Annotated in this window: 11 protein-coding genes and 1 pseudogene; 7 read left to right on the top strand and 5 right to left on the bottom strand. The window is 36.2% G+C overall.

Annotated features, from left to right (window positions below):
• Window positions 1-148 precede the first annotated feature (148 nt).
• Window positions 149-598 carry a hypothetical protein gene (locus tag QF028_RS12305; RefSeq protein ID WP_429465751.1) on the bottom strand — a complete coding sequence of 150 codons (450 nt, stop codon included), beginning with the start codon at window positions 596-598 and terminating at the stop codon, window positions 149-151.
• Between the two features lie 154 nt (window positions 599-752).
• On the opposite strand from QF028_RS12305, the gene istA (QF028_RS12300) reads away from it, so the two are divergent.
• Window positions 753-2,315 (top strand): IS21 family transposase, encoded by a 1,563-nt coding sequence (istA, locus tag QF028_RS12300; protein ID WP_429465749.1) that lies wholly within the window; start codon window positions 753-755, stop codon window positions 2,313-2,315.
• Window positions 2,312-3,076, top strand: coding sequence for an IS21-like element helper ATPase IstB (istB, locus tag QF028_RS12295; protein WP_429465747.1), 765 nt, complete (start codon window positions 2,312-2,314; stop codon window positions 3,074-3,076). Before istA (QF028_RS12300) ends, istB (QF028_RS12295) begins: the two co-directional genes overlap by 4 nt.
• Window positions 3,077-3,670: 594 nt before the next feature.
• Here the strand turns inward: istB (QF028_RS12295) and QF028_RS12290 are convergent.
• Window positions 3,671-4,786 carry a tyrosine-type recombinase/integrase gene (locus QF028_RS12290; protein ID WP_429465745.1) on the bottom strand — a complete coding sequence of 372 codons (1,116 nt, stop codon included), beginning with the start codon at window positions 4,784-4,786 and terminating at the stop codon, window positions 3,671-3,673.
• Window positions 4,787-5,487: 701 nt separating this feature from the next.
• Between QF028_RS12290 and QF028_RS12285 the strand changes: the two genes are divergently transcribed.
• From QF028_RS12285 to QF028_RS12265, 5 genes and pseudogenes are all read left to right on the top strand, one after another.
• Window positions 5,488-5,955, top strand: coding sequence for a UPF0158 family protein (locus QF028_RS12285; RefSeq protein ID WP_429465743.1), 468 nt, complete (start codon window positions 5,488-5,490; stop codon window positions 5,953-5,955).
• Window positions 5,956-6,092: 137 nt separating this feature from the next.
• Window positions 6,093-6,368: a DUF3986 family protein gene (locus tag QF028_RS12280; RefSeq protein ID WP_429465741.1), complete on the top strand. Its 276-nt coding sequence runs from the start codon at window positions 6,093-6,095 to the stop codon at window positions 6,366-6,368.
• Window positions 6,369-6,561: 193 nt separating this feature from the next.
• Window positions 6,562-7,812, top strand: a complete 1,251-nt coding sequence (gene istA, locus QF028_RS12275; RefSeq protein ID WP_429465739.1) for an IS21 family transposase — start codon at window positions 6,562-6,564, stop codon at window positions 7,810-7,812.
• Window positions 7,809-8,567 (top strand): IS21-like element helper ATPase IstB, encoded by a 759-nt coding sequence (istB, locus tag QF028_RS12270; protein ID WP_429465737.1) that lies wholly within the window; start codon window positions 7,809-7,811, stop codon window positions 8,565-8,567. The genes istA (QF028_RS12275) and istB (QF028_RS12270) overlap by 4 nt, the downstream gene beginning before the upstream one ends.
• Window positions 8,568-8,676: 109 nt before the next feature.
• Window positions 8,677-9,227: pseudogene (locus QF028_RS12265) on the top strand (GNAT family N-acetyltransferase).
• Between the two features lie 135 nt (window positions 9,228-9,362).
• Here the strand turns inward: QF028_RS12265 and QF028_RS12260 are convergent.
• Genes QF028_RS12260 through QF028_RS12250 form a run of 3 tightly spaced genes read right to left on the bottom strand, consistent with a single transcriptional unit; the run spans window position 9,363 to window position 12,443 of the window.
• Window positions 9,363-11,195, bottom strand: coding sequence for an amidohydrolase (locus QF028_RS12260; protein WP_429465735.1), 1,833 nt, complete (start codon window positions 11,193-11,195; stop codon window positions 9,363-9,365).
• A gap of 13 nt (window positions 11,196-11,208) precedes the next feature.
• Window positions 11,209-11,802 (bottom strand): antibiotic biosynthesis monooxygenase, encoded by a 594-nt coding sequence (locus QF028_RS12255; protein ID WP_307268409.1) that lies wholly within the window; start codon window positions 11,800-11,802, stop codon window positions 11,209-11,211.
• Window positions 11,799-12,443, bottom strand: a complete 645-nt coding sequence (locus QF028_RS12250; RefSeq protein ID WP_053535280.1) for a hydrolase — start codon at window positions 12,441-12,443, stop codon at window positions 11,799-11,801. The genes QF028_RS12255 and QF028_RS12250 overlap by 4 nt, the downstream gene beginning before the upstream one ends.
• Window positions 12,444-12,529 lie beyond the last annotated feature (86 nt).

Genomic DNA, 12,529 nt, shown 5'->3' with positions numbered 1-12,529 from the left:
GATAAATTCGTTAGAATGCAAATCTACAACATCCTAAATTAAGGAAAAATGCAAATTATAATTCTATGAACTATTTTATTATTTACTTATATTTCCTTCTATAATGTATTTTAAATAATTAGAAGCGGAATTTTCCTCAATTCCAAGTTCAATGTAAGGCAAATGCTCTACGAATAGATATTAGAGTTAAAGCGGGAAAGTTTTCATCTAGATAATATTGCGATATTGCTCTTAAATGGTTAAGAATAGACATAACCTGAATGGGTCCACCATTTTGCTTACCATGCGGTGTTGTAGTGAAAACATATTCATTTTCACTATATACTGTTTCATGATAAAACTCCCGAAAGTAGGTGGCCTCAGCATCCTTTAAGGAAATGGAACGATTCCTGAGTTGAATGATAATTTTATTATCTTCGATGCTATCCGAAACATCATCCTTTGTAAAACGAAAATCTGCTGTCTTCAATCCCTTTACCGCTAAGAGGAATATTGCTTTTCTTAATTTAGAATACTCCGAGTTCGACAGAACTTTTTCCAATATAGTTAGTAATTCATCATAGGTGACTAATACTTTAAGCTCCTTTTCAACTTTCAAACGTTTTATCTTTACAGCTGGATCAATCGGTTGTGACTGCTAGAATAAAGTGAACAGTTTACGCCAAATAAATATGAACACTTATTTACTAGAATACCTATTGCCTTTATCATAGATTTTTAGGTTCTAAGATAAAGGCAGGAGGATTTGGAAGGTGGATAAGTTTGAAATGTACATACAGATTAGAGGACTGGTTAATCAGCGCTACAGCGTTTCAGCTATCGCGAGAAAGTTAGAGCTATCAAGAAATACAGTATATAAGTACCTTAAGAAGTCACCAGATGAAATGGCAGAATGGACGGCATCAACTATGATCAGAACGAAGAAATTAGATATACATAAAGAATTGATCTTGAAATGGCTAAGGGAATACCCGGACATTTCCGCAGCACAGGTAAATGATTGGCTGAAAGATAAATTCCCCACCTTCAAAGTTGGTGAAAGTACCGTACGGAATTATGTGAAGGAACTTCGAGAGGAGTTTTCTATCCCTAAAGAGGCTCAGAAACGAAACTATGAGGCAATACCTGATCCTCCAATGGGTGAACAAATACAGGCTGACTTTGGATTTGTCACCGTAAGAAATAAAGTTGGAAAGCCGGTCAAACTCATGTTTATCGTATTTGTGCTTGCTCACTCGAGATACAAATATGTTTGGTTTCAAAATCGTCCCTTTACTACCAAGGATGTAGTTGAAGCCCATAAAAAAGCGTTTGTTGCTTTTGGTGGAGTCTCTAAGGAAATTCTATATGATCAGGATCGTTTGTTGGTGGTCTCCGAAAATGAAGGCGATCTCCTACTGACTGAGGAATTTCAGCAGTTTGTCAACGAAGTAAAGTTTAAGGTGGTTTTATGCCGGAAGGCAGATCCTGAAAGCAAAGGAAGGGTCGAGAACGCCGTGGGGTTCATCAAGAAAAACTTTGTACTACATAGAGTTTTTAACAATATTGATTCCTGGAATGAGCAGTGCCAGCACTGGCTGGGCAGAACAGGAAACGGTAAAATCCACAATGGGACAAAAAGAAGACCCGCCGATGTGTTTCTCCTGGAAAAGCAACACATGAGGCAGGTCAGCCTATTAAATCATAATAGTAATAATAGTATAACAAGAAGTGTACGGAAGGACAACACGGTATTATTCCTTTCGAACCGTTATACGGTGCCTCTCGGCACCTATCAGAAACACCCAGAAGTTCAGATAATGAGAAATAAAGAAAATAAACTAATCATTTATGTCAAAGAGACAGGAGAAGTATTGGCAAGTCATTCAATCAGCCCCGATAAAGGTCAACTGATTCGTAATACATCCCATCAGCGTGACCGCTCTAGAGGACTTAATGAATTAATGGAGGCTGTGGGTAGCCACTTTACAAACGGTGAGATGGCCCAGATGTATTTTCAGGAGTTACGAAAAAGATATCCAAGATATCTCCGTGATCAGTTGAGTATCATAAAAAAGTGTATTGATGTAAGTTCTGTCGAAGTACTTGATGATTCACTTGCGTTATGTATGGAAAGACAACTTTTTAGCGCTAACGATTTTCAGGATGTGGTCCAGTTATTGAAACGCCAGCGCCAAGTTAACTTGAACAGTCTAAACGCTATCGCTGAAACTAAACCAACATCTGCCGATATAGAGGAATTGCCGTTACTTAACGAAGAAGCTAAGCAGCGTCCATTTGATCAATATGTCGCAATCATGGAGGGAGTTAAATGAGACAGATCCAGAAACTTCAGGATGCCCTCGTATCTCTCCGACTCTCGGAAGCTTCAAAAGAGCTTCCCGCTATTCTGGCCAAAGCTGAGAAAGATCAAGTTAGCTACCTTTCTTTCTTAAATAATCTGGTAGAGTACGAACGAAACAAAAGAGATGAAAAGAACATGGAAAAAAGGCTTAAACTTGCCTCTTTTCCATGTATAGCCCCTTTGGATGATTTTAATTTAGAGGAACAGGAATCGATGAGCCAAAAGGAATTTAATCAATTAAAGGAATTGGCATGGGTGGAGCAGCTCTTTAACCTAATCCTATTGGGGCCTCCAGGAGTCGGTAAGACCCACTTGGCAGTTGGACTAGGACTTGAAGCTATACAAAAGGGCTATAAGGTTTCATTTATATCAATGGGAGAATTGGTCCACACGTTAAAAACTCTGGACATCACGAGGAAATCACAAACTAGGATAAAAAGAATTAAGGACTCTCATCTAGTCATCATTGACGACTTAATGTACGCAGCTATGGACCCAAGAGAAGCCAACCTTTTCTTTCAGCTAGTCAATGATTTATATAACCATTCATCAATCATCCTTACGTCCAACCGATCTCCGAAGGAGTGGACAGAATTGCTTGGGGATGTGGGTGTAGCTACAGCCATATTAGACCGTCTGATTCATCGTGCAGAGATTGTGAGCTTCAATGAAGATAGCCACAGAATGAGAAACAGACAAAGGATCTTTAATGAAGAAAGTGTTCAAAAATAATCAGCAAAATTGTTCATTTCTACTTGACGCTCACATCGGTACTTTGTTAATCTCCCAAAGGTAATGGAAAAATGTCTTTATAATTGCTAATTCTTTGTTGATCGTAGAAATGCTCTAATCCCGTTCTAATTGCTCATCCAAATAATTTTTAATATCAGTTGGAGAAATTTGAAATGGCTCCTTACTGAAAGGATAAGAGCTCATTATATATTTAAAAAATTGATTAACCATTTTCTCATAACTTTTTACAGTCTCTGAACTGTATCCTTTGTCCTCAATATGTCTAATAAATCCATAAGGCATCATTTTCATCCCCAGTCACTTTTTAAAAGAAGTTCATCAAAGGGTGATTCCCCAATATTGATTTAGGGTACGTATGTACCCTAATATTCTGAAGATTGTTACAAACCGGCCGCTAAGGAATAACATACTACCGTACATACATACAAGCTTTAGAATCATAAAAAAATTAAAAAAACAGTCTAAAAATATTCCTTTTGTGGCGCTTCCTACCATGTAAAAACACTTTTATTACAATTGAATATTTTTAAACAACAAAGGAATGCTTTTATGTTAATAAAATAAATAATTTCATTAAAACAAGTTAACCTTATTTAAATGAAGATATGAGTTATCCTGGTTGACTCGTTCTAAGTATAGATTCGTAGTGGAAATATCAGAATGGCCTGCCCAATCCTTAACCACCGCAAGAGGAACATCATTCTCCAGAAGTAGAGTCACAAATGTATGACGGAACCAGTGAGGGGTAACTCTCAAATTTTTTCCAGTAAGCTGGACCGCTTCCTTTACGATCTTATATAAGGCTGGGTATGTTAATCGCTTTTTATTTACAAGAGGTTCATTTTTATTGTACAAAGCAAAAAAAAGCGGGCTTGTATCTTGCATGTTTATTTCAACTGATTCACCAATGCTTTTTCGATAACTAAATAGAATTTGTTCTGTTTCTTCTCTAATAGGAATCGATCGAGGCTTATCCCCTTTTCCAATCACATCTACAAATAGATACCCTTTTCGATTATATCGAAAACTTCCCCAATTTAAGCTTAAAAGTTCACTTGCACGAAGTCCTGTCGTATAGAGGAGGTAGCCAATGAGTAAATTTCTCTTCTCCAATTGTTCGCGATTTCGTGTTGCCTTCACAATCTTAGTAAAGAAGGAGAGAAGAAATTCAGCATCCCTCTGATTCAATTCCCTGACTTGCACACGGGTTTGAGCTTCTTCGCGACGAGTTTCTTCTATTATATAGTGACCTTTTTTAGATGCTGGTTTGGATATCCATGTGGATAGATGTGCCTTGTAAAATTCCGATTCATAACCAAAGTCCAATAACCTTCTGAAAAACTCTAATTTCCTGATAGCTGATTTTGCTGCATATTTTTCTTTGATAAATTTGTTATACGCTTTTACTTCTGGAAATCCTATATCCCGAAAGGATAGGGAATGATCCGTTAAAAAATTGAGCAGCGTTTTTGCATCCGAGCGGTATGCTTTAACCGTGTGAGAAGAAAGTTTTTTATCTTGTGGAAACAATTTCTCTAAAAAAAACAATTCAAGAAAATCCTGTTCGGAACTATTTTCTAGAGTAAGGTTTCTATTTTCATCTAGTAGGTGTCTATTTTTTAAATTCTCTTGCAAACGTGATAAGTACTGTTCACCATTCAAATTTTGAAGAAGAGTCAAGTAATTCAATTTTTTGACCTCCTAGGATTTAGTTTAAAATAATCATATTATGTATAGTAAAGATAATACCTAATTATCTTTACTTACATTTTATCACAGAATGCTTGTTCTATCTATGTTCTTCCTCCAAGTTCTTTGATTAAAAAATACAAAAACATTTTATAGAATTAAAGTGTGGGACCTGTCTGAGATTCGCTCTCAGACGAAATTAATTTTCTTTTTTAATACAATTGCCCATTCATTTCATTACAGAGCTTCTCAAAACAACAGACAAAATTTATTTAAAAACAATATTATAATACTTGGTGAGATTTTTTTATAAACAATATAAAGACCATATCTGATCCCTTGAGTAGGGAAGCAGTTTAGTTGATCATGGATATGGAATAAGAAGTTCAAAGGAATATTCTTTATTTGGCTTCTCATCGCAGTTTAGTTTAATAAGAAATTGAAAAAACTGAATTTAATGACTTATAAGCACAAACTGCTCAATAAGGAGTAAAGAAGTTGTTACTTAGTTTATGGATAAAAGGCGGTCTTTTGTTTTTGAATTTTGCATCCACCTTCCTAATAATATTGGCTGCCTATTATTATGTGAAATGGAAACAGCGAAAAAATGAATGAACAGTTCGTGGAAACTAAAAAAAGTAGATTGCACCTTTTTATGAATTAACGGGTGCATTATTAAAAAAACAAAGGGTGATCAATAATTGAATAATCCAGTAAAGCTCCAATCTATTGTTGAAGAATTGAAAATGCAGTTTGAAGAATCTCGTACATTTCTAAGTATTAAAGCGGGTGAAATTATTTCAGTAACTTCGGAAAATTTAAGAGCTGCTGAAGAGGAAGAACCGTTCGATCATTTACCTGAATGGGAACAAGAAGATAGAAAAGTTGCTATTGATGTAGTTGAAAACTTTGAGAATTACAAAGAACTACCTACTAAATATGAAGTGAATGAATATGAAATAATGGAAAACTTTTGCTTAACAGTAAGTGATCAAAGTAAACAGGAATCCTTATTAAGGGCAATTAAGGAAAAGGGTGCCTTTAGAAGGTTTAAGGACAAAATAATAGATTTTGAAATGGAAGAACAATGGTATTCATACCGTGACGAGTGTTTTAAACAAATTGCGATTGAATGGTGTCAGGAAAATAAAATAAACTTTATTAAATAGAAATGACAGGGGTGATTACTGAACCAAAGGGTAATCACCTTTTCTTATTAAACTAAAGGGGCAGGTTACTTGAAGAAGGATTGTTGATTCTATCTGCCTAATTGTTTGATTTAAATGATAAAAATAAGAGGTGCTTAATGGATATTTTGTATGATGATAAATATCATCTTCATTTAGGTTATTATGAGGATAATCGTGATTATGAGTCGATAGCATTTAAAAGACACTCTGAGGATATATGGGATATATTCTTTGATTTTAAAGGGTACGGGATTAAAAATATCAGCCCAGAAAACGAATTAACATTAGAACCTTTTGGAACACGAATTTTTTCCATTTACAATAAAGAAATTGATTATGATTTAGGAGTACAGCAGTTTAAACAATGGTTATTTATTAATAAAATAATTTAAATTGTTGCTTAATGAAGATGACCGCTGTGACATTTTGTTATTGTGCTAACTGGCAGTTTAGTTGAATAAGAACTTTTGGATAATTATAGTGTTAACAACGGTGATAAAATCCCCAATATAAACGGTTAAAAATTCCCCAAAAATAACGGATAATTGTCTCGTTACATCAAAATTTTTTGAGTGGAGAGACAATATGTTAAAGGACGGGGAATTTTTTATGATCAGAGAGTTACATCAGAAAGGATGGACTCAAACTGCAATTTCAGAAGAAACAGGGTTTGATAGAAAGACCATTAGGAAGTACATAAACCAAAATCAACTTCCTAAGAGAAAAGGGGATAAAAAAAGTAAAGGAAGTAAATTAGATGACTATAAAGAGTATTTGTTAAAGAGACTTAAAGAAGGAACCACAAATTGTGTTGTTTTGTTAGAAGAGATACAGGCAATGGGCTATGATGGCCAAATGACAATACTGAGGGAGTTTATTAGTCCCTTTCGTGAAAAACCTAATAAGCAGTCAAGTATCCGATTTGAAACTCCTCCAGGTAAACAAGCTCAAATGGATTGGGGTGAATTAGGGGAACGCGAGATTGACGGTAAGAAACAAAAACTTTATGTATTCGTCATCGTCCTTGGATATTCAAGAATGAAATACATGGAGATTACAACAACCATGAACATGGAACAACTGATGAAATGCCACATGAATGCTTTCTCGTATTTTAATGGTGTTCCATCACAAATTCTTTATGACAACATGAAAACTGTAGTAATTAAGCATAGTCCAACTGAAATTAGATTCAATAGAAAGTTTGAAGAATTTTTAGCTTACTATGGCATTGTTCCAAAAGCTTGTAAACCTGCTCGTCCTCAATCAAAAGGTAAAGTGGAAAGCGCAGTTGGTTATGTGAAGAAAAACTTTATGCAGCGAAAGTTGGAGCCATCCTTAGTTAAGATGAATGAGAGTCTAATAGAATGGTTGGACAAAATAGCTAATAAGAAGCCTAATCAAACAACCAGGGAATCACCGTTTGAACGTTTTGAAGTGGAACAAGAGAAATTACTAAATTGGAACCAACGCCCGCTATTCCCAATGAGTAGATGGACAACTACTAAAGTTGATCAACAGGGCTATATCTCTTACGAGAATAAACTATACTCTGTCCCCTACCGTTATAAGGGAGCAGAAGTGAAGATTAAAGAGACCTTAGAACACCATATCGAAATTTACTATGAACTTGATTGTATTGCGACACATCCAATAATCAAAGGGAATACCAAATCAATCGCTCAATTGAAACATTACAAAGAAAACAAAAAAGAAGAGAAGAAAGTGACACCTAAAGGTTTGGCGACCGGTCACAATCCTCTCTCTGGTCCAAAAGTGGAACAACGTTCCCTCTTGGTGTATGAAGAACAGTCAAAGGTTGGTGAATATGAATGAACACTAACCTTCTAACTGAACGTCTTAAAAGTGTAGGTTTTCATCTAACCTCAAATCGAATAGAAGGCATTTTAGAGGATGCCTCTAAAGATAATGTATCATATTCTGACTTTCTTAACATCGTTTTATTACAAGAAATTGAAAGTAAAGAGAGACAAAACCTTGAAAGAAGGCTTAAAAAGTCTAAACTACCATTTTATAAAAAAATTGAGGACTTTGATTTTGAATTTCAAACAAGTGTAAACGAACGTAGAGTAAAGGAGGTAATGACTTGTCGTTTCATCCAAAATGGAGAAAATATCTTACTCCTGGGTCCGCCAGGAGTAGGGAAAACACACCTAGCAATTGGTCTAACAATTGAAGCAATAGAACAAGGAAATACGGCCTATTACACCAGATGTGATGATTTTATATTATCTTGTAAAAAGGCCGAGCAGCGTGGAACTACTGCCCGCTTAGTTAATAAATTGTGTGTTCCTGATGTATTAATTATTGATGAAATGGGATATTTTCCATTTGATGAGCTTAGCGCTAACCTATTGTTTCAAATCATCTCAAAAAGATATGAGCATGGATCTATAATTATTACGTCCAATAAATCCTATGTTGAATGGGGAAAAATATTTGGAGATGATGTGTTAGCTACGGCCGTTCTCGATCGTTTATTGCATCATTCAATAACGTTTAATATTAAAGGACAATCCTATAGATTAAGAGAAAAACAACGGGCTGGCGTTCAACCTATACAAGGTTGAACGCTGAAATCGGGGATTTTTTGACCGTTGGAAATGGGGAAAAATAAACCGTTGTTGACAATAGTAAATATATGCAAGAATAAGTATCCAAAATTAGGGGGGATTTCTTATGATATATGATAATCTAAATAAAACAATTACCACTAAAAGGCTAGTACTAAGACTGTTTCAAAAATCTGATGCAGTAGCTGTTACTAAACTTTGTAATAATTATAATATTAAAAAAATACATTGTACCTACCTTATCCATACTCTATAGATGATGCTTTATCATGGATTGAGCATCATCTTGATAATTTTAATGCTAATAAATCATATGAATTTGCTATAACAGATAAGGAAAGTGGAGAATTATATGGAGCTATAGCGCTATCTAACAACCAAAAGTTTAATAATGGTGAATTAGCCTATTGGATTGGTGAAAAATTTTGGGGAAATGGATATGCTACAGAGGCAGCTCAAACTATATTAAATTTTGCATTTGAAGAAAAGCAATACCACAAAGTATTTGCTCGTTACTTTAATTCAAATCCAGCTTCAGGAAAAGTGATGCAAAAATTAGGATTGAAAAAAGAAGGGATATTAATTGACCATGTGAGGAAAGAAAATCGATTTGAAGATCTGGTGTATTTTGGAATTATTAACTCAGTAGGATTATAGATTATACTGCTTATTTGTATTGGTTTCGTGTTTTGCTTTATTTAAATAATATAAAAAGCCTAACTTTCTCTTTAAAGAGAAAGTTAGGCTTTTTTCATTTTTTATGTTTGGGTCCGACCTCGGCCCAAACCCTTATTAGAAAGCAAAGCAAGTACAACCAATACCCCATTTAGTTCCATCTTTTCCTATTACGGTATGAGTGTGTTGATGGAGAGGGTTACTGCAACTATGTTTGTGATCATGGGCATCGTGAGAAAGTATATTGTGGGCTAGGTTAGCACCACCATAACCATAAACTCCCGTCGGTGACCAATCAGGTGATGCTGGTGGCAATTCAGGTGATAAATTTTTAAATTCATCATTTCCATAAACAACCTGCCCACCCATAATGGTGAGTAATGATTCAAGGTCTTTGATTTCTTCTTCTGGCACAGTAAAGTAGTCAGCAGACAATACAGCAATATCAGCAAACTGACCTACTACAAGGGTACCCTTTTTATCTTCATCGCCGGAGAACCATGCACTTCCTTTGGAATATAGTTCCAGAGCTACTTTTCTGTCAAGTTTATTCTTTTCATCGTATATCGAAAGACCACCAATGGTTTTTCCTGCAACCATCCAGTAAAGAGCAACCCAAGGGTTATAGCTGGAAACCCTCGTTGCATCACTACCGGCGCCAACAGGTATACCCAGGTCTAGCATACGATAAATCGGAGGAGTATGCTTTGCAGCTTCCTTTCCGTATAAATCAACAAAGTATTCACCTTGGAAAGCCATGCGGTCTTGGATGGCAATACCGCCATTTAAAGCCTTAACACGTTCCATACTACGATCTGAGATTGTTTCTGCATGGTCAAACCACCAGCGTAGACCATTAAAAGGAATTTCTCTGTTGACTTCCTCAAAAACATTTAAGAAACGTGTTATTGACTCGTCATAAGTTGCATGTAAACGGAATGGCCAACGGTTTTCCACCAATAGAGAAATTACTTTCTTTAAGTCAGCTTCCATCACCGTAGCTAGGTCGGGCCGCGGCATTTGAAATTTTTCAAAATCGGCTGCCGAGAATACTAACATTTCTCCGGCACCATTCATTTTATACTTATCATTTCCTTGACCCGGAGAAACAATTTTTGCCCATGAAGCAAAGTCTTCATATTCATGATTTGGATTTTGCGTAAATAGATTATAAGCAATACGCAAAGTTAATTGATCATTCTCGGCTAAATGTTCAACAACTTTGTAATCATCAGGATAATTTTGGAATCCACCACCTGCGTCAATGGCACTTGTGATACCTAATCTATTTAATTCGCGCATAAAATGGCGAGTAGAGTTAATCTGGTCGTCAATATTAAGTACTGGAGCTCTACCCAAACTTGAATATAGAATAGAAGCGTTAGGATTGGCAATTAAAAGACCCGTTGGATTACCTCGTTTATCTCGCTGAATTAAACAGCCCGGAGGGTCTGGGGTATCTTTTGTGTATCCCAGTGCACGCAGCCCTGCACGATTTACAAGTGCTCTATCGTAAAGATGTAGCACAAAGACAGGCGTGTCTTCAGAAACAGTATTAATCTCTTCCAAAGTTGGCATCCGTCTTTCTTTAAATTGAAATTCAGACCAACCTCCAACTACTCTTACCCACTGGGGAGCAGGTGTCCGCCTTGCCTGCTCTCTAAGCATTTCCAGAGCAATAGCAAGTGATGGCACACCTTCCCAGCGCAATTCCATATTATAATGAAGACCGCCACGAATAACGTGTATATGAGAGTCATTCAAGCCCGGAATAGCTCTCTTTCTTTTAAGGTCTATTTTTTTGGTTTTTTCTGTGGCACTATCTAGAAGCTCATCTCCACCTACTGCAGTGATTAAACCATCAGTTATGGCAATAGCCGATACCTCAGGATGAGATGGGTCAAGGGTAGTGATTTTTCCGTTATATAAGATCATATCCGGTAAATTCATGTTCACACCTCGTCTACTTCCTATTATTCTGTAACCATGGATGAAATATTTTACCGAGAATCGGCATTACTACCCATGATAGCAAGGACACTATACATACTGAACCAAAAAAGGCTGACATAATAGGATTCATATTTTTTATAATAGGTCCTATCACTATAGGAACCAACATGCTAAGAGGCCATACACCAAGAACGGTAACAATAGACATTTTCCATTTTGGGGGTGGAACTGGCGTTTTCGGAGTAACAAACCAATAAGCCAAACTGCTTTCAGTTTTGTAAGTTGGATTAGTAGCTTGAAATGGTTCTGCCTTTTTTAACAAATCTCGACGAATATCTGATTCTTGCCAAGCACGTAGATGCTCATACGTATCAAAGCGAAAAACAACAGTATACTCTCTGGATCCGTTATTGGGGACTATTAGATTTACGCCTAAATGCCCTGGAAATTCAGTAGCGGCAGCTTCGATTTCATGTCTCCACGTTTCAAACTGCTTTTCTCTACCTTCTTGAATTTCCCATGTAACAATTGTTGTTACTGGACCGCCAGCATCCATAGTGTTCCCTGTTTGATTTTCTCCGGCAGTTACTGTTTCTTGATTCATATTTTCCTGCTTGGAGGCGCGCCATGTACCATAGTATATGCGTATTCCACGCCTTGACCATAAGCGCCAGTGTGTTCTTTTACAATTTCCATAACAGCATCATAAGTGTCTTTGCGTGCCCAGTCACGTTGGTATTCAAGTAAAACTTGAATTGCTGTCACTGGAATTGCTCCAGCTTGTTCTACACGACGCATAGCAGCGTTATGTGCTGTCAAACTAGTGCCACCTGAAGCATCATCAACTGCATAAACTTCATAGCCAGCTTTAATTGCTTCAAGCACAGGGAATGCAAGGCAAACTTCAGTCCAAAGAGCTGCAAATATCAATTTCTTTCTACCTGTTGCTTTAACTGCCTCAACAAATTTTGAATCTTCCCAAGAGTTCATTGAACTACGTTCTATAATTTCATGGTTTGGGAATATGTCAAGAATTTGTGGCCAAAAATAACCAGAAAAGCTTTGTGTTTCAACTGTAGTAAGAATAGTAGGTACGTTAAAAGCTTTTGCTGATTTAGCAAGCAGCATAACGTTATTCATTAATGTTTGTCTGTCAATGCTTGCAACTCCAAAAGTCATTTGGGGCTGAAAATCGATCAAAATTAATGCACTGTTCTCCGGAGTTAACAATTCTAAATTACTCATAATAAAACACTCCTTTTTTAAAATTGTTTCATCTTAAAGGCAATTATTAGTTTCAGCTGTAATCGAAAAAATAAAAGCCTTGCTAT

Source organism: Neobacillus sp. B4I6, from assembly GCF_050434045.1.
Taxonomy (GTDB): domain Bacteria; phylum Bacillota; class Bacilli; order Bacillales; family Cytobacillaceae; genus Neobacillus.
This window is presented reverse-complemented; position numbering and strand designations above follow the sequence as displayed.

Bases quoted from the DNA above. Each gene is read 5' to 3' on its own strand.
- QF028_RS12280 (WP_429465741.1), top strand. From the start codon at position 6,093: ATGGATATTTTGTATGATGATAAATATCATCTTCATTTAGGTTATTAT.
- QF028_RS12250 (WP_053535280.1), bottom strand. From the start codon at position 12,443: ATGAGTAATTTAGAATTGTTAACTCCGGAGAACAGTGCATTAATTTTG.
- istA (WP_429465739.1), top strand. From the start codon at position 6,562: ATGTTAAAGGACGGGGAATTTTTTATGATCAGAGAGTTACATCAGAAA.
- istB (WP_429465737.1), top strand. From the start codon at position 7,809: ATGAACACTAACCTTCTAACTGAACGTCTTAAAAGTGTAGGTTTTCAT.
- istB (WP_429465747.1), top strand. From the start codon at position 2,312: ATGAGACAGATCCAGAAACTTCAGGATGCCCTCGTATCTCTCCGACTC.
- QF028_RS12260 (WP_429465735.1), bottom strand. From the start codon at position 11,195: ATGAATTTACCGGATATGATCTTATATAACGGAAAAATCACTACCCTT.
- QF028_RS12255 (WP_307268409.1), bottom strand. From the start codon at position 11,802: ATGAATCAAGAAACAGTAACTGCCGGAGAAAATCAAACAGGGAACACT.